Origin of the sequence: Marinobacter sp. SS8-8, assembly GCF_030540945.1 — a bacterium.
Classification (GTDB): Bacteria; Pseudomonadota; Gammaproteobacteria; order Pseudomonadales; family Oleiphilaceae; genus Marinobacter.
The window spans coordinates 300,090-323,828 of record NZ_JASSVN010000001.1; the positions used below are offsets into that span (position 1 = coordinate 300,090).

At 59.2% G+C, this 23,739-nt stretch carries 23 protein-coding genes; 8 read left to right on the plus strand and 15 right to left on the minus strand.

Annotated elements, in window-relative coordinates; all coding sequences use genetic code 11:
- Positions 1 to 39 precede the first annotated feature (39 nt).
- The 5 genes from QPL96_RS01290 to cmoB are packed head-to-tail and all read left to right on the plus strand — an operon-like array spanning position 40 to position 3,664.
- On the plus strand, positions 40 to 462 hold the full coding sequence (locus tag QPL96_RS01290; RefSeq protein ID WP_303285046.1) for a hypothetical protein: 423 nt from the start codon (positions 40 to 42) through the stop codon (positions 460 to 462).
- Between the two features lie 9 nt (positions 463 to 471).
- Complete coding sequence (locus QPL96_RS01295) at positions 472 to 1,488, plus strand: serine/threonine protein kinase (protein WP_303285047.1); 1,017 nt, start codon at positions 472 to 474, stop codon at positions 1,486 to 1,488.
- Positions 1,489 to 1,528: 40 nt separating this feature from the next.
- Positions 1,529 to 1,897 (plus strand): kinase, encoded by a 369-nt coding sequence (locus QPL96_RS01300; protein WP_303285048.1) that lies wholly within the window; start codon positions 1,529 to 1,531, stop codon positions 1,895 to 1,897.
- Positions 1,890 to 2,669 carry a carboxy-S-adenosyl-L-methionine synthase CmoA gene (gene cmoA / locus QPL96_RS01305; RefSeq protein ID WP_303285049.1) on the plus strand — a complete coding sequence of 260 codons (780 nt, stop codon included), beginning with the start codon at positions 1,890 to 1,892 and terminating at the stop codon, positions 2,667 to 2,669. The genes QPL96_RS01300 and cmoA overlap by 8 nt, the downstream gene beginning before the upstream one ends.
- A gap of 2 nt (positions 2,670 to 2,671) precedes the next feature.
- The gene (cmoB, locus tag QPL96_RS01310) at positions 2,672 to 3,664 is read left to right on the plus strand and encodes a tRNA 5-methoxyuridine(34)/uridine 5-oxyacetic acid(34) synthase CmoB (RefSeq protein ID WP_303285050.1); all 993 of its coding nucleotides are present in this window, start codon (positions 2,672 to 2,674) and stop codon (positions 3,662 to 3,664) included.
- A 52-nt stretch (positions 3,665 to 3,716) separates the two neighbouring features.
- Here the strand turns inward: cmoB and QPL96_RS01315 are convergent, their stop codons facing one another.
- The 11 genes from QPL96_RS01315 to QPL96_RS01365 form a co-directional block, all read right to left on the minus strand.
- A complete protein-coding gene (locus QPL96_RS01315) occupies positions 3,717 to 5,012 on the minus strand; it encodes an adenylosuccinate synthase (RefSeq protein ID WP_303285051.1) in 1,296 nt (431 codons plus the stop codon).
- An 82-nt stretch (positions 5,013 to 5,094) separates the two neighbouring features.
- Positions 5,095 to 6,276, minus strand: coding sequence for an ATP phosphoribosyltransferase regulatory subunit (locus QPL96_RS01320; protein ID WP_303285053.1), 1,182 nt, complete (start codon positions 6,274 to 6,276; stop codon positions 5,095 to 5,097).
- 178 nt (positions 6,277 to 6,454) lie between these two features.
- Entirely contained in the window at positions 6,455 to 7,330 is an 876-nt protein-coding gene (gene hflC, locus QPL96_RS01325) for a protease modulator HflC (protein WP_303285054.1), read from the minus strand.
- A gap of 2 nt (positions 7,331 to 7,332) precedes the next feature.
- Complete coding sequence (gene hflK / locus QPL96_RS01330; protein WP_303285056.1) at positions 7,333 to 8,538, minus strand: FtsH protease activity modulator HflK; 1,206 nt, start codon at positions 8,536 to 8,538, stop codon at positions 7,333 to 7,335.
- A gap of 83 nt (positions 8,539 to 8,621) precedes the next feature.
- Entirely contained in the window at positions 8,622 to 9,920 is a 1,299-nt protein-coding gene (gene hflX, locus QPL96_RS01335; protein ID WP_303285058.1) for a ribosome rescue GTPase HflX, read from the minus strand.
- Positions 9,921 to 10,038: 118 nt separating this feature from the next.
- Positions 10,039 to 10,290: an RNA chaperone Hfq gene (gene hfq / locus QPL96_RS01340; protein WP_008170056.1), complete on the minus strand. Its 252-nt coding sequence runs from the start codon at positions 10,288 to 10,290 to the stop codon at positions 10,039 to 10,041.
- Positions 10,291 to 10,340: 50 nt separating this feature from the next.
- Positions 10,341 to 11,348: a tRNA (adenosine(37)-N6)-dimethylallyltransferase MiaA gene (gene miaA, locus QPL96_RS01345; RefSeq protein ID WP_303285230.1), complete on the minus strand. Its 1,008-nt coding sequence runs from the start codon at positions 11,346 to 11,348 to the stop codon at positions 10,341 to 10,343.
- Positions 11,349 to 11,376: 28 nt separating this feature from the next.
- On the minus strand, positions 11,377 to 13,281 hold the full coding sequence (mutL, locus tag QPL96_RS01350) for a DNA mismatch repair endonuclease MutL (protein WP_303285060.1): 1,905 nt from the start codon (positions 13,279 to 13,281) through the stop codon (positions 11,377 to 11,379).
- Positions 13,282 to 13,301: 20 nt separating this feature from the next.
- Positions 13,302 to 14,675: an N-acetylmuramoyl-L-alanine amidase gene (locus QPL96_RS01355; RefSeq protein ID WP_303285061.1), complete on the minus strand. Its 1,374-nt coding sequence runs from the start codon at positions 14,673 to 14,675 to the stop codon at positions 13,302 to 13,304.
- 35 nt (positions 14,676 to 14,710) lie between these two features.
- Entirely contained in the window at positions 14,711 to 15,211 is a 501-nt protein-coding gene (gene tsaE / locus QPL96_RS01360) for a tRNA (adenosine(37)-N6)-threonylcarbamoyltransferase complex ATPase subunit type 1 TsaE (protein ID WP_303285231.1), read from the minus strand.
- A gap of 5 nt (positions 15,212 to 15,216) precedes the next feature.
- On the minus strand, positions 15,217 to 16,770 hold the full coding sequence (locus QPL96_RS01365; RefSeq protein ID WP_303285062.1) for an NAD(P)H-hydrate dehydratase: 1,554 nt from the start codon (positions 16,768 to 16,770) through the stop codon (positions 15,217 to 15,219).
- A 147-nt stretch (positions 16,771 to 16,917) separates the two neighbouring features.
- On the opposite strand from QPL96_RS01365, the gene queG reads away from it, so the two are divergent.
- Complete coding sequence (gene queG, locus QPL96_RS01370) at positions 16,918 to 17,997, plus strand: tRNA epoxyqueuosine(34) reductase QueG (RefSeq protein ID WP_303285063.1); 1,080 nt, start codon at positions 16,918 to 16,920, stop codon at positions 17,995 to 17,997.
- Here the strand turns inward: queG and orn are convergent.
- Positions 17,992 to 18,534: an oligoribonuclease gene (gene orn, locus QPL96_RS01375; RefSeq protein WP_303285064.1), complete on the minus strand. Its 543-nt coding sequence runs from the start codon at positions 18,532 to 18,534 to the stop codon at positions 17,992 to 17,994. The two genes, queG and orn, sit on opposite strands and share 6 nt — an antisense overlap.
- A gap of 253 nt (positions 18,535 to 18,787) precedes the next feature.
- Here orn and rsgA point away from each other — a divergent pair, with 253 nt between their 5' ends.
- Positions 18,788 to 19,843 (plus strand): small ribosomal subunit biogenesis GTPase RsgA, encoded by a 1,056-nt coding sequence (gene rsgA / locus QPL96_RS01380; RefSeq protein ID WP_303285066.1) that lies wholly within the window; start codon positions 18,788 to 18,790, stop codon positions 19,841 to 19,843.
- 11 nt (positions 19,844 to 19,854) lie between these two features.
- Here the strand turns inward: rsgA and motB are convergent, their stop codons facing one another.
- Positions 19,855 to 20,814 carry a flagellar motor protein MotB gene (gene motB / locus QPL96_RS01385; RefSeq protein WP_303285067.1) on the minus strand — a complete coding sequence of 320 codons (960 nt, stop codon included), beginning with the start codon at positions 20,812 to 20,814 and terminating at the stop codon, positions 19,855 to 19,857.
- Between the two features lie 32 nt (positions 20,815 to 20,846).
- A complete protein-coding gene (gene motA, locus QPL96_RS01390) occupies positions 20,847 to 21,698 on the minus strand; it encodes a flagellar motor stator protein MotA (protein WP_303285069.1) in 852 nt (283 codons plus the stop codon).
- Between the two features lie 179 nt (positions 21,699 to 21,877).
- Here motA and asd point away from each other — a divergent pair, with 179 nt between their 5' ends.
- Complete coding sequence (gene asd / locus QPL96_RS01395) at positions 21,878 to 22,750, plus strand: archaetidylserine decarboxylase (RefSeq protein ID WP_303285070.1); 873 nt, start codon at positions 21,878 to 21,880, stop codon at positions 22,748 to 22,750.
- Between the two features lie 17 nt (positions 22,751 to 22,767).
- Here the strand turns inward: asd and epmA are convergent, their stop codons facing one another.
- Positions 22,768 to 23,736, minus strand: coding sequence for an EF-P lysine aminoacylase EpmA (gene epmA, locus QPL96_RS01400; RefSeq protein WP_303285071.1), 969 nt, complete (start codon positions 23,734 to 23,736; stop codon positions 22,768 to 22,770).
- Between the last annotated feature and the right edge of the window lie 3 nt (positions 23,737 to 23,739).

The following is a 23,739-nucleotide window of genomic DNA, read 5'->3' on the forward strand; positions in this document are numbered from 1 at the left end:
TACTTGGCCCCGGAAATAAGTGCATGGAGCCCAGCGAGGATGTCTGACAGGAAGCAGTTTGTACTGGTAATGGTGGTGGCCGCCCTGTTTGCAGGCTGGCTCGGCTGGCGCGGTTTTGAGGTTGTCAGTCTTAATGAGCGCCTGAAAGCCGACGATGTGGTGTCCAGCTACCCCTACAAACATCGGGTACTGAGGGTGGAGGGTGATACCGCCATCATGAGCTCACTGCGCTCACACTCAACGTCTACCCGCCATGCACTGAGCGCTGTGTTCCCCAGCATGCGAAATCTCGGGGACAGTCACCGGGACTGGCAGCGCGCAGAGCGTGAACTGGCCCAGGTGCAGGCCCATGCAGGGGATGTTGTGCTTGGCGCTTCCGGCATATCCCGTATTCGCTGGGAGCTGGATGAAAACTGGTATCATCTGCAGTTCATGAAATCCAAATACGACACAAGGCTCTGACCTTCCACCATGACCCATGAACCCGCACTTGCAGCATCCACCCACCCCTATGATTCCCTGACCCCGGACACCATTCTGGACGCGATGGAAGACGCCGGGTTTGCAGTAAGTGGCCGGCTTTTTGCGCTGAACAGTTACGAGAACCGGGTCTATCAGGTGGGTTTGGACGAAGGCCCGCCGGTGATTACAAAATTCTATCGGCCCGGGCGATGGAGCGAAGCACAGATCCGGGAAGAACATGATTTCACTGGCGAACTGGCGCAGGCAGACATACCGGTCGTGGCGCCTATGCGGCAGGACTCCGGAGATACTCTCGGTCACCATGGCGAATTCCTGTTTGCCGTGTTCCAGCAGCGCGGGGGCCAGGCTCCGGACACCAGCGTGACAGACACCCTCTACAGGCTAGGTCAGTGGCTGGGCCAGATACACAACATCGGTGCCCGCAAGCCTTTTGCCCACCGGCCAGGCATTTCATTACTCGATGGCATTGAGTCCAGCAATCGGCTGTTAGTGGAAGGCGGCTGGATTCCAGCGGATCTCCGGCCCGCATGGGACAGCCTGATTCCGGATCTTCAGGCTCTGAGTGCTGCCCGTATTGATGAAGCGGGCCCCGTTGAGACCCTGCGCCTGCATGGCGACTGCCACGCGGGCAATATTCTCTGCCGGGAACAACAGATGCTGTTCGTGGATCTGGACGATTGCCGCTCCGGGCCGGCCATTCAGGATATGTGGCTGCTGCTTAATGGTGACGACTTCGAGCGCGGCGCCCAGCTCGGCGAACTGCTGGAAGGTTACGAGATGTTCCGTGATTTTAACCGCCGTGAACGCCACCTGATCGAGCCATTACGCTGCTACCGGCAAATCGCACACTGCGCCTGGCTGGCTAAACGCTGGGATGACCCCGCCTTTCCACGTTTTTTCCCCTGGTTTGCCCAACCCAGATTCTGGTCCGATCAGATTCTCTCGCTCCGGGAACAGCTCTCCGCCCTGCAGTCACCGGCAATTACGGTTCCAGGGCAGTACTGACCGCACATAAACACGCTAACACGCTTGAAATGAGGTAGGCATGAGCCAGAATGAGGCCCGTTACACCGTCCGAAGCCTGATCGTGACCGCGCTGGCTGCCATTATCGGCACTGTCCTGGTGCTTGAGATGACGGGCAGGATAAACCACACAAAGAACAAGGACAACGTCCCGGTTGGCGATTTCAAAGCCATTCATATCACCGGGGGTGAGACCTTCCGTATGTCTCCGAAAGCCTCGGAACTGCATGCCGTGTGCGAGAACGGCTACCTGGCCATTGCAGCGGATGTGGACCCGTCGTTCCGGGGCATCCTGGTCGATTACAAGAACCGCGGTGTGCGATGCAGACGCCCTTCACCAACCGGGCCGAAGGTTCCACGGCAGCCGGAGACACAAGACGGCAATGACTAGGCCCCGCAAACCTTCCGCCCCCCCCGAACAGGTGACGGACCGGCTGTTCGCCACCGAGCGCCGCCCGGAGGATTTCCGGTTTGATGCGTCGGTAGCACGGGTTTTCCCCGACATGATCCGCCGTTCGGTGCCCGGATACACCACCATCATTCCGATGATCGGGGTGATCACCGAGCAATACGCCCAGCCCGGCTCCCACTGCTACGACCTGGGCTGCTCGCTCGGTGCCTCGACCCTGGCAATGCGGCACGGAATCCCACATCGGGACTGTATCCTTGTGGGCGTGGACAACTCCAGGGCGATGATCGAGCGCTGCGAGCATTACATTGCCCTGGACGACAACAACCTCCCCGTTACCCTGCGTTGCGAGGACATTCTGGACACCGAACTGAGTAACGCCTCGGTCACAACGCTCAATTTCACCCTGCAGTTTGTCGACCCAGGGCAGCGGGCCGGCCTGCTTACCCGGATTGCCACGGCAACCCGGCCCGGGGGCGTGCTGATCCTGTCGGAAAAAATCCGGTTTGAAACCGAAAGCGAACAGGCAATACAGACCCGCCTGCACCACGAATTCAAGCGCGCCAATGGTTATTCAGATCTGGAAATCAGCCAGAAACGAACGGCCATTGAGCAGGTCCTGATTCCGGAAACAACCACCGCCCACAAGGCACGACTCCAGGCGGCAGGCTTCGATCAGGTTCTGGTCTGGTACCAGTGCTTTAACTTTGTTTCCATGCTCGCCATCAAGGCCAATACACCCGACACCGACTGACCATGGCAGAATTTGACTGGCAAACCCGATTCGGGCCGCTTCTTGATCAGCTTTCAGGTGACGATCTCGATGCCTGGGCTCAAACGCTCAGGCAGCAACTGATTCGCCGCTTTGACGACAATCCCCATGGCGATCTTGATCGCTGGCAAGCCGCCCTCGCCCGCCTGCCGGCTATGGCCGGTGTGGAGGCGCACCTGGACCGGTCCGCTGTAACCCTGACAGCGGCACATGCCCCGACACCGGAGCAGCAGGCGCACTTGCAGCAGGGGTTACGCGGGCTGATGCCCTGGCGGAAGGGTCCTTTTGAGCTCTTCGGCACCCGGATTGATACCGAATGGCGCTCCGACTGGAAGTGGGACAGAGTCTCCCCCTACCTTTCAGACCTGTCTGGCCGTCGTATTCTTGATGTCGGTTGTGGCTCCGGCTACCACTGTTGGCGGATGCTGGGTAATGGTGCTGGCCGGGTCATCGGCATCGATCCAGGCCTGTTGTTCATGTTCCAGTTCCTGAGCATCAAGGATTACCTGGGCCATGTGCCCGTGGACTTGCTGCCAGTCAGGATGGAGGATCTTCCGGAGGGTCTTGAAACCTTTGACACCACGTTTTCGATGGGCGTCCTCTACCATCGCAGGTCACCGCTGGACCATCTGCTCGAACTGAAGGGTACGCTCCGGAAAGGTGGCGAGCTGGTGCTGGAAACCCTGGTGGTTGAAGGCCCCGAGGGCTTCAGCCTGATGCCCGGGGATCGCTACGGGCAGATGCGCAATGTCTGGTTCCTGCCCACCTGCGACACCCTGCTGCGCTGGCTGGACCGCACCGGGTACCGCAATGCCAGAGTAGTTGATGTTACCGCCACGACAACCGAAGAACAGCGCAGCACCGACTGGATGCGATTCAATTCCCTGCAGGATTTTCTGGACCCGGACGATCCGTCGAAAACAGTTGAAGGCTATCCGGGGCCCCTTCGCGCAACGTTAATCGCCGAGAAACCCTGACACAAAAAAACCGCCGTGCCGTGTAGCAGGGCGGCTTTTCTTCCGTCAGTGTTTATTCACCAAACGGGTGACGGAGCGTGATGGTTTCAACCCGGTCCGGCCCGGTGGAGATTACGTCGATCGGCGCCTCAATCTGCTCCTCAAGGAAACGGATATAGGCCCTGGCGTTTTCGGGCAACTGGTCCAGGCTGGTCAGGCCGACAGTACTCTCGCTCCAGCCCGGCAGCTCGGCATACACCGGCTCGATGTCCCTGTAGGTGTCACAACCAATGGGTGGCCGGGTAATTTCGCCATTCGGCGTCTTGTAGCCGACACACACCTTAACCGTCTCCATCCCGTCCAGAACATCCAGTTTGGTGAGGCAGATGCCGGAAACGCTGTTGATCTGGATGGCGTGGCGCAGGGCAACCGCATCAAACCAGCCGCAGCGGCGGGAGCGGCCGGTGGTCGTCCCCACCTCATTACCCTTGACGGCCAGGTGCTGACCCATGTCGTCAAACAGCTCGGTGGGGAACGGGCCTGAACCAACGCGGGTGGTGTAGGCCTTGGTGATACCGAGCACATAGTCGAGAAACAGGGGACCGAAACCGGAACCGGTGGCGGTACCTCCGGCGGTGGTGTTGGAAGAGGTCACATACGGGTAGGTGCCAAGATCAATATCCAGCAGGGAGCCCTGAGCGCCCTCAAACAGGATGTTTTCACCACGCTTACGGAAATCATGGAGCATATCGGTAACATCCGCCGCCATCGGCAGGATTTCTTCGCCCATCTGTTTCAGCTCTTCAAGGGCCGCATCAATGTCTTCGGCCTCTTCCTTAAAGTACTCGGTCAGGATGAAGTTGTGGTACGACATGATCTCGCGCAGCTTCACCTCGAACTCCGCCGGGTTACACAGGTCGCCGAGGCGGAGGCCACGACGTGAAACCTTGTCTTCATAGGCCGGACCAATACCGCGGCCGGTCGTGCCAATCTTATCGACACCGCGGGCCCGTTCCCGGGCCTGGTCAATTCGGACATGGGTCCGCAGAATAAGGGGGCACGCCAGGCTGATCCGGAGACGGTCGCGAACAGCGACGCCATTGGCTTCCAGCTCACGCACTTCCTTGAGCAACGCCTCCGGCGACAGGACGACGCCGTTGCCAATCAGACAGTGAACATGCTGACGCAGGATACCGGAAGGGATCAGATGAAGCGCCGTTCTCCTGCCGTCAATCACCAGGGTATGGCCGGCATTGTGTCCGCCCTGGAAGCGAACAACGGCCGCGACCTTGTCGGTCAGCAGATCAACAATCTTACCCTTGCCTTCATCACCCCATTGGGTGCCCAGCACAACAACGTTTTTACCCATGATTCTCTCTCAATGCGGCTGCCCCGCAGGACAGGCGTTTCGCAAGTTTACCTGTAAGTGAAGTCACCGAAGCCCGGGGGCATCAGCCCAGCGCCTCTACGGCCCACCGGCCGCCCTGTTTAACCAGTTTCCGGTCACAACCTCTGGCGGCCGGATCCACACCGTTATCCTCGGGCAAGGCACGGACAACGGTTTCTGTCATTCTCAGGCCGGAAATCACCCGGTCCAATGCAGGGTCATCATCCGCCGGCGCCCAGACCGCGCCAGCTTTCCGTACCCGCCGCTCACCCAGGGAAACCAGTGCGCGGATATCGAGGCTGAACCCCGTCGCGGGCCGCGCCCGACCAAAATCACTGCCAATGGCGTCGTAGCGCCCGCCCTTGGCGACCGAGTCGCCATGGCCGGGAACGTAAGCCGCGAACACAAGGCCGGTGTGGTAGTTGTAGCCACGCAACTCGCAGAAGTCGAAGCCGAAACTGACTTCCGGGTAGTCCCGGCCCAGCAGGTCCGACACACGGCCCAACTGATCCAGTGCCGCATCCAGATTGTCGGATGCACCTTGCAGGACACGGCGCGCCCCGGCCAGCGCTTCCGGGCCGCCACTGACACGGGCGAGCTCGCGCAGACGAGCACCGGCAGAGCCTGAGGCGCATTCGCCCAACAACCCGTCGAGCTCGGGCACCGACTTGCGAGCCATGGCATCAAAGATCGCAGCTTCGGTGTCGCGGTCAACATCCGCTTCGCCGATCAGGCTCTCGTAAATCGACACGTGCGCCAGATCCAGGTGAATACGCGGCAGCCCGGCAACCCGAAGGGTTTCCAGCATCAGGCTGATCACTTCCATATCCGCAGCTTCGGAGGCACTGCCAAAGAGCTCGCAGCCTGCCTGTATCGGCGTCCGTCCAGTCAGCATGTGGCGCGGGCGGGTATGCAGCACATGGCCTGCGTAGCAAAGGCGGGTTATGCCATCCTGGCCCAGGGTATGGGCATCGATACGGGCTGCCTGGGGCGTCATATCCGCCCGAACACCCATCATCCGCCCTGTCAGCTGATCGGTCAGCTTGAAGGTTTGCAGTTCCAGGTCGTGTCCGGTTCCGGTAAACAGGGATTCGAGGTATTCAATAAGCGGCGGGATTACCAGCTGATAACCCCAACGCTGGCAGGTATCCATTACATCCCGGCGAAGGGATTCGATCCGTCCGGCCAGCGGAGGCAGAATATCCTCTACCCCGTCCGGCAGTAACCAGCGATCAGATACTGTCATGAGATTCCGTTGTCCGTTATATCCGCACCGGCGCATTTGGCTGGGGGATCACACAGAATTTAAGGCGATACTCGGGCAGAAAACCCGACACAAAACCGCCAGAATTTTACACGGTTGGCAGGCACAAAAAAACCGGAATACGCCCGTATTCCGGTTTTTTTCAACACTCAGGCGGGTATCACTTCGCGCCCTGGGAGTCCTTAATGTACTTCATGAAATCGCCTTCGGAGTCGATCACCAGGATGTCGTCCTTGCTGGAGAACGCATTCTGGTATGCGGAAAGACTCCGATAGAAGCTGAAGAACTCACGGTCCTGGCTGTAGGCATCGGCGTAAATCTGCGCAGCCTCACCATCGCCCTGACCGCGAAGCTGCTCGGACTTGGAGAAGGCTTCCGCCAGGACCACCGTGCGCTGACGATCAGCATCCGCCCGAATCCCCTCGGCGGCTTCGCGACCGCGGGAGCGATACTCCTGAGCCAGCTTTTCCCGCTCGGTGGCCATACGGCGATACACGTTCGTGCGGACCTGCTCAGGTAATTCAATGGCCTTTATACGGATATCCAGCACCCGGATACCGAACTCTTTGAGCGCCGTTTCGTTGACCAGGTCCTTGAGTGAGGCCATCACATCATCACGTTCACCTGAGACCACCTCACGCATGGTACGGACACCAAACTCATTACGAAGGCCGTTATCCACCCGCGATAACAACAGATTCTGGGCCCTGAACTCGTCGCCACCGGTAGCGCGGTAGTAGGTATCCACGTCGGTAATCTGCCAGGCAATATAGGAGTCCACGTCCAGTGGCTTTTTCTCAATGGTGAGATACTGACGCGCCGGCAGGTCCATGGTAAGAACCCGAACATCAAACTTCCGCACTTCATCAATAACGGGGACTTTAAAGTGAATCCCTGCAGGAACGTTGGTCTCGATCAGTTCACCGAAACGCAGCAGAACGCCACGATGGGTTTCCGGAATAATGTAAACACTGGACGATACCAACAACAGAATGATGAGGGTACCAGCAAGACCGATAATGCTTTTGGGTCCCATGATTATCTCCCCGTTCTCGTGTTGGTGGACTGGCGATTGCGCAGTTCGCGAAGCACCTGATCCGTCAGGGACTGGATATCAGACTGGCCGGCCAGACCGCCGGCATCTGCGCTCTCGTTCCGGCCCGCCGCCAGGCTGGCGCCGCCCTGACGGGTCAGACGATCCAGCGGCAGGTACATCATATTACCGGCGGACTTGGTATCAACCAGCACTTTGCTGGAGCTGGCAAGCACGCTCTCCATGGCCTGCAGATACATGCGTTCGCGAGTGACATCAGGCGCCTTCTCGTACACGGCCAGCAGATCCTTGTACCGGGCGGTCTCACCAACCGCGCGCTCAACCACCTGGGCTTTGTATGCCGCCGCCTCCTCAACCATGCGCTGGGCCTGGCCGCGGGCTTCCGGCACAACCTTGTTGCGGTAGGTCTCTGCTTCTTCCTTGAGTTGCTGCTCGTCTTCACGGGCACGCTGCACTTCCCGGAAAGCATCCTGAACCGGGCCAGGCGGCTGGGTGCTTTCCACGTTGACCCGCACAATCTCAAGGCCAGCGCCGTACTGCTTCAGGAAACTCTGGATTCGCTGCTCGACGTTTACCGCAAGTTCAACCCGACCCTCAGTCAATACCGCATCCAGAGTGGCGCCGCCTGCTTCATGCCGAAGCGCACTGTCGGTGGCAAAGGCCAGGGCCTGGTTGGAGTCACGGACATTGAGCACGTAGTCACGGGCATTGCTGACCCGATACTGCACCTGCAGATCCACGCTGACCAGGTTCTCATCCTGAGTCAGCATCTGGCCCGTCGACTCGGCGGTACGGACGTTGGTTACCCGCACCTTGGTGACATCATCAATCAACGGCACCTTAAAGCGCAGGCCCGGGCTCTCTGTCCGGTCGTATTCCCCGAAACGCAGAACAACGGCCCGCTCCTGCTCGTCCACTGTGTAGAACGACTGGAAGATGACATAGCCCACGACAACAATGGCCGCCAGGGCGAGGATAGCGCCAAAACCAGCGCCGCCTCCGCCGGTACTGCCATCACCGCTGCCGCCGGACTTGCCACCTTTGCCGCCCAACATCTTGTTGAGCTTGTCCAGCCCCTTCTTCAGTGCCTCATCGAGGTCTGGTGGACCCTGATCATTGCCGCGCCGACCACCACCGGTACCCCAGGGATCGTTGTCGTTACGGTTTCCACCCGGTTCATTCCAGGCCATAGTGCTCTCCATTACTGACTTATAAATAGAATGGCTGCAAATACTAGGGATTTATCTCCGCCCCGGCAATAGCCGTTCCGGTTTCAGGCATGGCCCAGCTCGAGCCTGACCGATTCTTCCTTCACTCCGGCCCGGCTCAGCAGCTGCAGCCAGTCCCGGTTCTGCAAACGAACTTCCAGCACCGTATCCCCCGTCTCGCGGTGCTCCTCGGTCAGCACCGACCCGGCCTCATGCAGCAACGCGCGCAGCTTGCCGTCGGCAGGCCCCAGCAAAACAAAATGATGCACAACGTCCTCTGCAAGTCTCTCCACAATGGCGTCGTAAAGACCGCCGAGCCCTTCCCCGGTCACCGCGGACACCCAGACCCGCACCGGAACACCGTCTTCATTGCGCTCGATTCTCGGCGTGAAGTCTTCCAGCAGGTCAATCTTGTTGAACACCTGCAGTACGGGAATCTCATCTGCCCCGATCTCGGCCAGCACCTCTTCGACCTGCTCCATATTCTCGTCACGCCGGCTGTCGTGACTGTCAATAATGTGCAGCAAAATTGTCGCCTGTGTCGTTTCTTCCAGAGTTGCCCGGAATGCTTCGACCAGCTTGTGGGGAAGGTGGCGGATGAAGCCCACCGTGTCCGCCATTACGACCGGCCCGATATCCGGAAGTTCCAGGCGCCGCAGCGTCGGGTCCAGCGTTGCAAACAACTGGTCTGCAGCGTAGACGGAGGAAGTGGTAATCCGGTTGAACAAGGTTGATTTACCTGCGTTGGTATAGCCAACCAGAGACACGGCTGGAATGTCCGCACGCTGGCGGGCCCGTCGACCCTGGCGCCGCTGCCGGCGAACCTTTTCAAGACGCTTGTGGATCGATTTTATCCGTTCCCGGAGCAGGCGACGGTCGGTTTCAAGTTGGGTTTCGCCAGGGCCCCGAAGGCCGATGCCACCCTTCTGCCGCTCCAGGTGAGTCCAGCCACGCACCAGACGCGTTGACATATGCTCAAGCTGTGCCAGCTCTACCTGTAGCTTACCCTCGTGGGTACGGGCGCGCTGGGCAAAGATGTCGAGGATCACACCGGTGCGATCAAGCACCCGGCACTTGAGTTCATGCTCGATGTTTCTTTCCTGACGCGGGCTCAGCGCATGATTGAACAATACGACATCGGCTTCACTGGTGGTCACGGCGTCACGGATTTCTTCCAGCTTTCCCTCGCCAACGAAAAATCTCGGGCTGGGTTGCTTGCGGGAACCGGTCACAACACCCACCGGCTCAACGCCGGCGGACATCACCAGTTCCCGGAACTCGCCAGGGTCTTCCGTGCCGTCATGGGCAGTAAAATCGATGTGGACGAGTATCGCGCGCTCACCGACATCAGGACGTTCAAACAATTGGCATCAACTCCGGAACAGTGAAACTGTCAATATCATAAAAACAAACACCCGCGGCCATCAGACCCCAGAAAAGGGTCTTCCGGAACGCGGGTGCAATACCGGGGAAACGGATGGATCAGTCTTCAGACTCGCCCTCTCCTCCCGGAGCCTGCTGCGGAATGCGAACATTGCGGGCAGGAACCACCGTGGAAATAGCGTGCTTGTAGACCATCTGGCTGACAGTGTTTTTCAGCAAAATCACGAACTGGTCGAAAGACTCGATCTGGCCCTGGAGTTTGATACCATTAACCAGAAAGATGGAAACCGGAATGCGCTCCTTGCGCAAGGCGTTAAGGTAAGGGTCTTGTAACGAATGCCCTTTTGACATGTGTTTTCTCCTGTTTTAGTGGGTGCAGATGCTTCAGCAGGTGCAGATCGTCATTGGTCAGAGTTAAATGTGGTGCGAAGTCTGATTTTTTTCAAGGCTGCCTTGGCGATAAGTTTGTCTTCACTGTCCAGCCAGTCCACATCGGACCACTTACGCAACCAGGTCAACTGCCGCTTCGCCAACTGGCGTGTGGCGGCAATACCCTTGCTTACAAATGTGTCGTAGTCGTCCGCCCCGGACAAATAGCTCCAGGCCTGGCGATAGCCAACACAACGCATGGAAGGGAGGTCAGGGTGCAGGTCTTCCCTGAGCATCAGTGCCTGCACTTCGTCGATAAAACCCGAGTCCAGCATCTTCAGGAAGCGCTGGCGGATTCTCTCGTGAAGCACCCGCCGATCCGGTGGCATCATGGCAAGCTGCACGACAGTATACGGTAGCAAAGGTGTTTCGTCTGCCTGCCAGCGGGTGAAATAGGTGTAATCCTCAATATCGCTTCTGCTGGCAGGCTCAGGCACGCCCTCGTTTTTACCGGCAACCTCTGCCTGCCAGAACCCTGAAATCGGCCTGCCGGTCACTCGGAGGACTTCCAGGGCCCGCAGCAATCGCTGGCGATTGTTCGGATGTATCCGCTCCGCCGCAACAGGATCCCCACTGTGCAGCTCCCGGTGCAGCGCTTCCCAGCCCCGCACCTCAGCCTCCCGCTCCAACACCCTGCGCACGTCCGGGCTCGCCGCGGGCAAACCGGACATGCCATGCAGCAATGCCTTGAAGTACATCATGGTTCCACCCACCAACAGGGGTATCCGGCCCGCTGCCGTGATCCCGGCCATGGCAGCGAGGGCGTCGCGGCGAAAGTCCGCGGCCGAGTAGGTTTGTGCCGGATCGCAGATATCGATCAGGCGATGGGGGGCCCGGGCCAGTTCTTCCGCCGTCGGCTTGGCGGTGCCGATATCCATGCCACGGTATATCATGGCCGAGTCAACACTGATGATCTCGCAAGGTAGCTGCTCGCACAGGGACATGGCCAGGTCGGTTTTACCGGACGCCGTTGGCCCCATCAGAAAAATGGCCGGAGGCAGGGACACCTCAACGCCCCCGCAGGAACAGCTTGTCCAGCTCGGACAGGGTGATCAGTGTCCAGGTCGGCCGGCCGTGATTGCACTGGCCGCTTCGCTCGGTGGCTTCCATGTCCCTGAGCAGCGAGTTCATTTCCGGTATGGTGAGCTGACGGTTCGCCCTGACCGAGCCATGGCACGCCATGGTACCCAGCAGTTCGTGCGTCACCGCTTCCAACCGGTCGCTCTGACCATGCTCAATGAGGTCCGCCAGCACGTCACGCACCAGTTGCTCAGCGTCAGCGCCTCGCAAAAGCGCCGGCACCTGCCGGACAGCCAGGGTTTCCGGGCCGATCCGTTCTATCTGCAGGCCAAGCCTGTGCAGCTCATCGCCGTGGCTCTCGGTCAGGGCGGCCTCTTTCTGGCTGACCGCCAGAGACAGCGGAACCAGCAATGGCTGGCTTTTCAGGTCCTGTTCGGCAAGGGCCCGCTTCATCCGTTCATAGGTTATGCGCTCGTGAGCAGCATGCATATCTACCACGATCATCCCTGCCCGACCCTGGGCGAGAATATAGATCCCGTGCAGTTGGGCAATGGCATAGCCAAGTGGCGGCTCCTCATCACTGTCCACCGGCGGCGTCGGCATGGGTCTGGCAGAACCGTCACTGATCGGTGTCGACTGTGGGCTTGCGGTTCCACCACCGGCGTTCAGGGACTGATAGAACGCCATCTGATCGCTGGCGCGCCATTCCTGCCGAGGCTGTGAGGGGCCACCGAAACCGGCTGGTGCGCCGGAATGGCCGTAACTCGGCAGCGCTGGCTGGCCATTCCAGGAAGCGCCCCCAGAAGTAGTCATGGCCGGTGAACTTTCCGTCTGAGCCGACGCTTCACGACCAAAGGATTGGGCGACCGCACCTCGGAAATGATCATCCGGCCGAACATCGGCCAGGGCCTTATGCAGGGTTCTGAAGATAAAATCGTGAACCAATCGGCCGTCCCGGAAACGGACTTCGTGTTTTGTGGGGTGCACATTCACATCCACCGTGGCCGGGTCTACTTCCAGGTAAAGCACAAAGGCCGGGTGCCGGTTGTTATAGAGAACATCCCGGTAGGCCTGGCGCACGGCATGAGCCACCAGCCGGTCACGAATCACCCGGCCGTTGACAAAGAAATACTGCAGATCCGACTGACTTCGGGAAAATGTCGGCAGCGCAACCCAGCCCCACAGACGAAGCCCTGTTGCCTGCGCATCGATAACCACCGCATTGTCGACGAATGGCTGCCCGCACAGGGCACCGATCCGCCGCTCCCGGTCAAGGACCGAACCGGCAGGCCTCAGGCTTTGAACAACCCGCTGGTTATGACGAAGGGTGAAGCCGGCATCAAACCGGCTCAGGGCCTGCCGGCGCAGGCACTCCTCCACGTGGTTGAATTCGGTTTTTTCGGTGCGCAGAAACTTGCGGCGGGCCGGGGTATTAAAGAACAGATCCCGCACTTCAACGGTAGTGCCCACCGGGTGTGCTGCGGGCGAGATCCTGGCGTCCATCTCCCGGCCTTCCACTTCCACCCGGGAGGCCGCCTCCTGTTCTGCTGTCCGGGAAGTCAGCGCCAGACGGGAAACCGAACTGATACTGGCGAGCGCCTCGCCACGGAAGCCCAGGGAGGCAACTGCTTCCAGGTCATCAAGGCTGGCGATCTTGCTGGTAGCATGGCGGCTCAAGGCCAGCGGCAAATCACCCTCTTCAATACCGCTGCCGTCGTCCCGTACGCGGATCAGCTTGACGCCGCCCTGCTCCACTTCAACATCAACCCGGGTGGCGCCGGCATCCAGGGCATTCTCGACCAGTTCCTTGACGACAGATGCGGGGCGCTCCACCACCTCACCCGCGGCAATCTGGTTCGCGAGCCGTGGTGACAGCAATCGAATGGGGGGCATGTTACCGAAAAACCTCTTGATCAGGACGCGGGAATACGAATGGTTTGCCCTACCATAACACGGTCATCCCGCAGGTCGTTAAACTGCATCAGCTCACTGACGGTGGTCTGAGTCTTCCTGGCCACACCTGATAAGGTGTCACCACGCCGGATCCGGTAGTGGCTGACACTGTTTGCACCCTGACGATTCTGTTTCTGCCAGGCCAGCAATGTGCCCGGTGGCGGGGTTTTCTGAAAGTAGTCATCAATCCCTTTCATAATGGCGCCGGCCAGCCTGTTGCGGTACCAGTCAGTCGACAGGTTCTTCTCTTCCCGGGGATTGGATATGAACCCGGCTTCCACGAGGATAGAGGGGATATCCGGTGACTTCAGCACCACGAAAGATGCCTGTTCCACACCCGGCTTGTGCAGCTCGGCAACGCCTCCGAGCTTACCAAGGACCGAGCTGCCAACCCCCAGGCTGGCGTTGATACTGGCTGTCATGGACAAATCCAGCAACACCCCTGCGAGCGTGTCATCGCGGCCATCGAGGGACAATCCGCCAGCCCCGCCGATCAGGTCGGAACGGTTTTCGCTGTTTGCCAGCCAGCGGGCGGTTTCACTGGTCGCCCCCCGCTGTGACAGGGCAAAGACCGAGGCTCCCTTCGGCTGGGGTGTGCGGAAGGCATCCGCGTGTACGGATACGAACAGGTCAGCATTGTACTTTCTGGCCAAAAGCGTCCGGTTGCGAAGGCCAATGTAGTAGTCACCCGTTCGGGTCAGCTTGGCGGTGTAGCCTGGCCGCTCATTGATCAGAGCGGCAAGGGTATTCGCCATTTTCAGAACCACATCTTTCTCGCGAGTGCCCTTGGGGCCGATGGCACCCGGGTCCTCACCGCCATGGCCGGCATCAATCACCACGATAACATCCCGCTTGCCTGCCGAATCCTGGGTCACGGTTGGCCTGGCGGCTTTTTCCAGACGGCTGCCGCTCTCGTCAATCAGATCAACGACCAGGCGGTGGCCATATTGCTGGTTCGGCTCAAGCTGAAAGCTCCGGGGCTTGATGTCGGCTTCCAGATCCAGTACCACCCTCAGATCGTTGCCGTTGCGAGGCGCACTGCGAATCCGCCTGATCGGGCTGCCGGAAAGGTCCAGCCCTGAGAAATCCGCTTTCAGGCGGGTATTCTTAAGATCGATAACCAGGCGGGACGGCCCTGACAGGGAAAAGATGTTGTGCTCTACCTGCCCGGCGGTATCGAATACCAGGCGGGTGTGGTCTGGCGCCGGCCATATCCGCGCACTTTCCACCCGTGTTCCAGCCACCTGTGTTCCGGCTAAAACGGGGAACGCCAGAACCGCCAGTAGCAGTGTCAGCGGCTGGACCAGTCTTGTTTTGAGTTCAGCGATTCTCATACAGCTTACCTGCCAGTTTCCATCAGGTTCCCGACCTAGTTGTGGCCCGGACCAATCAATTGCAGTTCATTGAGCACCGAGGCACCCCGCCCGGAACAGGCTCTGATAACGACGGAACGCCCCTCACCCTGACGGTCCAGATGAATCTCCAGATCCGGGTCGGGCAGAATCCCTTTTCCCCGCCCGGGCCATTCGATCAGGCACAGATTATCGCCGGCGAAGTAATCCCGGATGCCCATATATTCCAGCTCCTCCGCATCGCCTAGCCGGTAAAGATCGAAATGGTACGCCTGCGGTTCCAGGTCCTCATAGGGCTCTACCAGGGTATAAGTGGGACTTTTTACCGCGCCGGTGTGGCCAAGCCCACGCATGACACCCCGGCTGATAGTGGTTTTGCCCATACCCAGGTCGCCATCCAGATGGATCACCAGACCTTGGCCGGATTCGGCAACACGTCTTGCCAACTCCCGGCCAAGCTGCTCGGTTTCAGCCTCGCTTTCGAGAAACAGGCGGCGCTCATTCCCCATCTTCCCCATCATGCTCATGAATCCCCCGGCACCCGAGTGGGTTCAGACTCGCGGAATACCAGCGGCAGTGCATCAATCACATCGTTGGGTATCAACCCCATGAACCCCCGGGTCTCTGAAGCTTTGTCGGCCGCAGCCAGATGTACTGAAGCGCCAAGAACGGCCGCTTTGCCGGGCTCGCCAAGCTGAGCGTAGACGGCGCCAATAATGCCTGACAGCACATCGCCCATGCCGCCGGTGGCCATTCCCGGATTGCTGCCGCTGATAATGTCGACCGCTGCGCGCCCCGAGGTGACCACCGTGCCCGCCCCCTTCAGTAGCACAGTCCCGCCGTACATGGCCTGCAACTTAGTGGCGGCGGCCATTCGGTCAGCTTCCACTTCCGGCACCGGGCAGTTGAGCAATCGGGCGGCTTCGCCCGGATGAGGCGTTAAAATATGGTCATCCGCCGGTATGGCAACCCGACCGGACAACAGATTCAGCGCGTCGGCATCCAGCACCCGGGGCCTGCCGCTGGCAATGACCTGTTCCAGCATCTGCTGGCCCCAGGCGCCGCGGCCTATGCCGGGGCCACAGACGATAACCGAGGCTGCCTCCAGCAACGGTGGCAATTCCGAGCCATGGATCAGGCCATGGACCATCACCGAGGGGCACCTGGCCAGCGCCGCAGTCACATGCTCGGGCCGGGTTGCCAGGGACACAAGACCCGCCCCTGAGCGCGCTGCGGCCTCTGCCGCCAGCAGACCGGCGCCGCCATACCCCCGGTCGCCGGCCACCACCAATACATGCCCGAAACGGCCTTTATGGGCATTGGCCGGTCTTTCCGGCAACCAGGACATCACCGACGCCCAGTCGCGACGGTACGCAACCGGCTGCTGACCACTACCAGCAACGCCATCAGCCGTGCCGAGAGGCTCAAACACAACCTCACCGGACACTGCGGCCCCCTGCCCCGTAAACAGGCCAGCTTTAAGCCCGATAAACGTGACAGTCATTGTTGCCCTTACCACGTCCCCCCCGGCTGCCCCCGTGGTCGCATTCAGCCCGGAGGGTAAATCCACCGCAAGCACCGGCGCTGGCGCCTGGTTGCACCGCCTTATCAGCGCGGCAAAAGGTTCGCGGGGCGCCCCCGATACGCCGGTGCCCAGCATGGCATCAACAATTATTCCGGCACCGGCAAACAGCCCGTTAAGGCCAGCTTCCGAGAGGGTCTCCAGTTCATCGACATGCACGCCGTCTGCCAGCGCCTTTTGCCAGGCTTTTCTCGCATCACCGGTGAGTTTTTTGGTTGGTGCGACGGCCACGCAACGAACATCCATACCATGACGTTGTGCGTTGGCGGCAACCAGGTAGCCGTCGCCACCATTGTTTCCGGCACCACAGAGAACGAGCACCGGATCACCGCCGCGCCAGTGCCGGACCAGACAGCGAAACGCCGCCTGGGCGGCAGACTGCATCAGTTCAAAACCATCAACACCCTGCTGATCAATCACATAGCGATCAATCTGTCTGACCGAATCGGCGGAAAACAGAGTGTCTGGTAGACTGTGCGCAGCGGACGGCGGCATGAACCTTTGCTCCCGTTACAGAAACCAGTTTAAGAAAATTGGCCAGATATCTGTAAAGCATAGCAAAACAGTTGAAAAGGTCATAACTTAATCAAATTAAATATCCGTACCCTCGTTTCCGGACGGATCTGATCGCGGGCAGTGTCCATGAGCGCCTCGTCAACCTGTGACAAACCATCCCCGGAGCTGGCTGATCTGCCAGCGCTGATCCGCCAGTGGGCAGTTGAGCTTGGCTTTTCTGATGTGGGCATCACAACGCCGGATACCGGTGAGCATGCAACCCACCTGCAAGACTGGCTTGCCGAGGGGTATCAGGGCGAAATGGATTACATGGCGCACTATGGCGACAAGCGTTATACGCCCACCGCGCTGGTGCCGGGCACCATCCGGGTCATCTCCGTGAGAATGGATTATCTTCCAGCGCCAGACAGCCCCAAAGACGCACTCACTCACCGGGATAGGGCCTACGTTACCCGCTACGCACTGGGGCGTGATTACCACAAACTGATCCGCAAGCGCCTGGCACGGCTGGCAGGAAGAATTGATGGGGCGCTGAACGGATACGACTACCGGGCCTTCGTGGACAGCGCGCCGGTGCTTGAGCGTGCCCTGGCCCAGAGAGCCGGTCTTGGCTGGATCGGCAAGAACAACATGCTGATTCATCCGAAAGCTGGCTCTTTCTTTTTCCTGGGGGAAATTTTTACCAGCGCTCCGCTGCCCGTTGACGCACCATTCGAGAAAGACCATTGCGGGAGCTGTTCGGCATGCCTGGACAGGTGCCCCACCGATGCATTTGCAGGTGCGCACAAGCTGGACGCGAGGCGCTGCATCAGCTATCTGACCATTGAACTCAAAGGCAGCATTCCGGAGGAGCTGCGGGCCCTGATGGGCAACCGGGTTTTCGGGTGTGATGACTGCCAACTGGTCTGCCCGTGGCAAAAGTTCAGCAAGCCGACGAACGAGCAGGACTTCCAGCCCAGGCACGGGCTGGATAACACCGACCTGGCCGAACTGTTCCTCTGGACCGAGGAACAGTTCCTGAAACGAACAGAAGGCTCTGCCATTCGCAGAACCGGCTATGAGGGCTGGCTTCGCAACCTGGCCGTTGGGCTGGGCAACGCACCCTCAACCATTCCGGTTATTGAAGCCCTGAAAAAGCGCGTGGACCACCCTTCCGAAATGGTCCGTGAGCATGTCCGCTGGGCCCTGCGGCAGCACGGCCTATAACTTGAAGAAGTGTTCCCGGTAGTGGCGCAGTTCGTTGATGGAGTCCCGGATGTCGTCCAAAGCCAGATGACTGCCTTTCTTTTTGACGCCGGCCAGCACATCCGGCCGCCAGCGGCGGGCTAACTCTTTAACAGTAGACACGTCCAGATTCCGGTAGTGGAAGAAGGCTTCCAGCTCTGGCATGTACCTGACCAGGAAACGTCGATCCTGGCCGATGCTGTTGCCGCACAGTGGTGACTGACCGGGCTCAACGTATTTTTTCAGAAACTCGATAGTTGACTGCTCAGCCTCCGATTCAGAGACGTCGCTCTCCCGAACGCGCCTGGTGAGCCCACTTGCACCGTGGGTTTTAGTACACCACTCATCCATGGCATCCAGAAGCGTGTCTGGCTGATGGACAGCGATCACCGGACCTTCAGCCACGACGTTCAATTCCGAATCGGTGATGATGGTTGCCATCTCAATGATCCGCTCTTTTTCGGGGTCCAGGCCTGTCATTTCCAGATCGATCCAAACCAGGCGATCACTATCTGCCATTATTTTTCCAGCCTTCTAGATTTAGGGGAGGCGGGGCTGGCATCGGCTTTCCGGAAACCGCTACAAGCACATCCATGTGCGCTTGACTCCGGCCATCCATGGCCTCCGACATTTCCGGAAAGCCGATGCCAGCCCCGCTCCGAAATTTGGAGATATGTCTTTATCGTCTTGGCAACGTCCAAGCCGAATAGGCACGATTCCAGTATGATGGCACACCACAGGCAAAACTTTCATCTGGTTATCCGGGACGTAAATGGCAAAACGGCGACTGAACAAACAGCAGCAATTCCGCATCAAGAGGGTCCAGGAAGAGCGAGCGGCCCGCGCGGCGCGCAAGGAAAGGAAGGTTCAGGAGCAGGCCGACGCCGGTGAGCTTGGGCCGGAGCAGGAAGGGTTAGTCATTGCTCACTATGGGCAACAGCTGGACGTGGAAGCACTGGAAGGTGAGCAAACCGGTGATGTAGTCCGGTGCTTTGTTCGAACCAACATTGACAGTCTGGTGACCGGTGACAAGGTTGTCTGGCGGCCGGGGAAAAATAAAACCGGCGTTATTGTTGCCCGCTGCGAGCGGCAGAATCTGCTGCAGCGGCCGGATAATTTTGGCGCCCTGAAACCGGTGGCGGCAAATATTGATCATATTATTCTGGTGATAGCCCCGGAGCCGGCGCCCCACGACAACCTGATTGACCGGTACCTGGTGGCCTCTGAGATCACGAACATTCCGGCGGTAATCCTTCTGAACAAGACAGATCTGATTACTGAGCGCAACAGGGGCGCTATTGACGCCCTGCTCGGGCGCTATGAAGCGCTGGGTTATGAGGTTGTGCGTACATCTGCAGCCGAATCTGGCGATCAGCCGTCACCGGAGGTTGAGGCCCTGGTCAAGGATCAGACCAACGTGTTCGTCGGGCAGTCCGGCGTGGGCAAGTCGTCGATTATCCAGACGTTGATGCCGGGTGAGGCAATTCGCGTGGGCGCCGTATCGGAGAGTACTGGTAAGGGTGTGCACACGACCACAACGGCCAAGCTGTTCCATCTGCCGATGGGAGGGGATCTGATCGATTCGCCGGGTATCCGTGAGTTCGGCTTGTGGCACATGACACCGCAGGAGATCGGGCACGGGTTCCGGGAGATCCGGGACGTAATCGGTAACTGCAAATTCCGCAACTGCCGGCACATGGGGGATCCCGGCTGTGCGATTGATGCGGCGGCGGATCAGGGCAAGATCAGCCCGCAGCGGCTGAAAAGTTTCCACAGGATTCTTCAGGATATGTCGGAACAGCGGGCCCGGGGGCTGAAAGCGGACTAACGGGTCACGCCTTACCAGTTCAGCTCGCCCGGTGCCGGCTGTTCTGTTTCCTTGCGCCATTCCCCGCTTTCAAGCCGCTCTCGGATGGCTTCCTGCTCAGCTTCTGACGAGCGGGTAAGGTCGATCAACGGCTCATCGGAACGGCCCGCGCTGCTCTGGATGTTGTCTACGGTTTTCTTGTTCAGAACGATAATGGAAATGCGGCGGTTCACCGGCGCGGTCGGGTCTTCCTGATCAAACAGCACGGAGTCGCTCAACCCTACCACCCGGGCTATCTGCTCTCCCCGAACCCCGCCAGCGACGAGCGCCCGGCGGGCTGTATTGGCGCGGTCAGCCGAAAGCTCCCAGTTGGTGTAGCCGGGCCGGCCGCTGAAGGGTGTCGAATCGGTATGGCCGGTGATGCTGAGCCTGTTATCCACGGAACCCAGCGTCTTGGCCAGTTCAAACAGGATATCCTGGGAGTAGTACTTGAGCTCGGCGCGGCCGCTGTCGAACATGGGGCGGCCTGACCGGTCGACGATCTGGATGCGCAGGCCCTCATCGGTAATATCAATCAGCAGTTGGTCCTTGAACTCCTGCAGGGTTTTGTTCTGCTCGATGCGGTCTTTCAGCTCCTGGAATAACTCCTCCATACGACGCTGTTCGAGGGTTTCCGAGAGCTCGTCCACTACCTGGTCTTCGATCTGAATCTGGCTAGATTCGATATCGGGACTCGCCTCGTTTATGACCGAGGCGCTGCCATCGAGATCCACCGGGTTCGGTGAGCCCCCCTCGGTAAATCCTACCGGATCACGAAAATATCCTTCCACGGCCAGCTTTTGTTCAGGAGACGCCGTCGCCGTCAGCCAGAGCACCAGGAAAAACGCCATCATGGCGGTAGCGAAATCGGCAAACGCAACTTTCCAGGAACCACCGTGGTGCCCGGCTGCGACAACCTTTTTGCGTTTGACTATGATCGGCTGTTCTTCCACGATTCGGCTCCGGAGATCGGTTGCAGGCGGTATTACTTGGAACGGACGTGATCATTCAGTTCCTGAAAACCGGGGCGCTTGTCCGTCGGCAATGCCTTGCGACCGAATTCAATCGCCATCTGGGGCGCCTGCCCCGACACCGTGGCTACAATAGCCGACCTTACGCATTCGTAGGCCTTGAGTTCGTATTTGGCGGCGTGTTCCATGGCAATGGAGGTGGGACCAACGAAGCCGTAGCCCATGAAAATACCCAGGAAGGTACCTACGAGCGCCGCGGCAACACTCAGGCCGATCTTCTCGGGGCCCTCGCTCATGAAGTTCATGGTGATGACAATACCAAGAACCGCGGCCACAATCCCGAGGCCGGGCAGCGCGTCCGCAATCTTGTTGACGGCGTGCGCGGACTCTTCGATCTCGTGCCGGCGACTGTCGATCTCGTTTTCCATCATGCCTTCCAGCTCATGGGTCGGCATGTTGCCAGAGCTGATGATGCGCAGGTAATCGGTAATAAATGCCTGCAATTCCTTAGATTTCATGATGGCAGGGTAACGACTGAAGATCTGGCTGGACTCGGGATTATCGATGTCTTCTTCTATTGCCATAACGCCCTGCTTTCGGGACTTGTCAAAAATCTCGTAAAGCAGACTGAGAAGATCCATGTAGAACGATTTATTGTAGGGCGAACCGGTAAGCAGTTGAAAGCCGCGGCTAAACGTTTCCTTCAGGGTATGCATGGGGTTGGCAATGATGAATGACCCCAGAGCTGCGCCAAAAATGATCAGCACTTCTGTTGGCTGCCACAGCACCATGAGATTGCCACCATGGAGAACAAAGCCAGTAAATACACTGGCAACAACAATAACCGCACCGATGATCAGCAACATGGTAACTAAGCACGCCTTATATTCTTGGTTATCGACCGGAGTCGGAAGCCTTCACGCAACGCAAAAGGTGCCCTGATAATAGCAAGCCCCCCACAGAACCGCGAAGCCATGAAACAATTTCTATACAGGTCGCAGTCTTTGTTAAACTTCGCGCCTTTGAGCGCAAAGGATCACTATTAATGTTTGACAAGTTTTTTGTTCTGAGCCAGTACATTGCCCCGCAACGGGCGATTTCCCACCTGGCCGGTCGTCTGGCCGACGATAACCGCTCCCCCGCGCTCAAGAACCGGGTGGTCCATTGGTTTATCGGCCACTATGGGGTAGACATGAGCGAAGCCGCCGAGCCGGACCCGGAAGCCTACCCGAGCTTCAACGCTTTCTTCACCCGGGCACTGAAACCGGGTATCCGACCGCTGGCCGAAGGTGAAAAAACACTGGTCAGCCCCGTTGACGGCGTGATCAGCCAGCTCGGCCAGGTGACTGGCGACCGGATGTTCCAGGCCAAGGGCCAGTCCTTCAGCCTGAGCGAGCTGCTCGGCGGAAATGAGAAAACCGCCGCGCCGTTTGCCGGGGGCGAATTTTCGACCATCTACCTCTCGCCCAAGGATTACCACCGGATCCACATGCCCATGGCCGGCACCCTTCGGGAGATGATCCACATTCCGGGCAAGCTGTTCTCGGTAAACCCGGTGACCGCTGAAAACGTTCCCAACCTGTTTGCCCGCAATGAGCGTGTTGCCTGCCTCTTCGACACAGACGCAGGTCCCATGGCCCTGGTACTTGTGGGCGCCATGATTGTAGGCAGCGTGGAAACCCGCTGGGCGGGGGTCGTGGCGCCGGGCAGCAAAGAGGTTACCGCAACTCATTACCAAGGTGAGCAGGCCGTGACGCTTGCCAAGGGTGAGGAAATGGGCCGCTTCCGGTTGGGCTCGACCGTGATCATGGTCATGCCCAGGGGTGCAGTCACCTGGAACAGCGATCAGGTCGCCGGCAAGACCGTGCGCATGGGCGAGGCCTTTGGCACACTATCCCGGACACAGTCCCCTGTGTAGGAGAAAGACTTTCGGGATCATGCCCGCTCAAACGGAAATGCCAGCACCTCGCGTATATCCCTGGCGCCCAACTTGACCATCAGCAGGCGATCCAGCCCGAGCGCGACCCCGGAACACTCGGGCAGCCCCTGCCCGAGGGCTGCAAGAAAGGCCTCATCCAGCGCCATTTCCGGCTTCCCGGAACGCCTGCGCTGCTCATTATCCGCTTCAAAGCGGCGACGCTGTTCCTGCGGATCCGTCAGCTCCCAGTAGCCGTTGCAAAGCTCAAGGCCATTTATGTAAAGCTCGAACCGGTGCGCAGTTTCATGACCACCCGACATGGAGACGCGAGCCAGGGAGGCCTGAGAGGCCGGATAGCCAGTTATGAATTCCGGCCGCTGCATACCAAGGTTCGGTTCAACCGCGAAACTCATCAGCAGGTCCAGGCAGCCATCGCGCCCCAGGTCCGCCAGCTGTTCCGGTTCCAGCCACTGCTCGCAGCGACGCGCCAGCTCGCGGTCTGTGGCCTCAAAGGGGTTGACCTTTGCCCAGCATTCCATCGCGTCCCTGTAACGGATGGCCTCCGGCGGCTGGCAACCAAGCCAGCCACATACCAGGTCTGAAACCTCGGCCATCAATGCCACGTCGTCAAACCCTTCGCGATACCATTCCAGCATGGAGAACTCAGGGTTATGGCGCCGCCCCAGCTCGCCATTACGGAACACCCGGGAAACCTGGTAAACCGAGCCGTAGCCCGCAGCCAGCAGGCGCTTCATGTGGTATTCAGGAGAGGTCTGTAGCCAGCCGCCGGTTCGGGTGCCGGCCGCCACGTGCGCCTGGATGCCGTCCAGATTCGGATCGGTGACACCACGCTGCCCGAGAATCGGTGTTTCAACTTCCAACACCCCCCTTTGTGCAAAAAAGCCGCGCACAAACGCCAGTTGTTGTGCACGGCTTTCCAGGGCCGCCTGCGAGGCAGAGGGCTGCCAGACAGGTTCTTTGGTCATGTC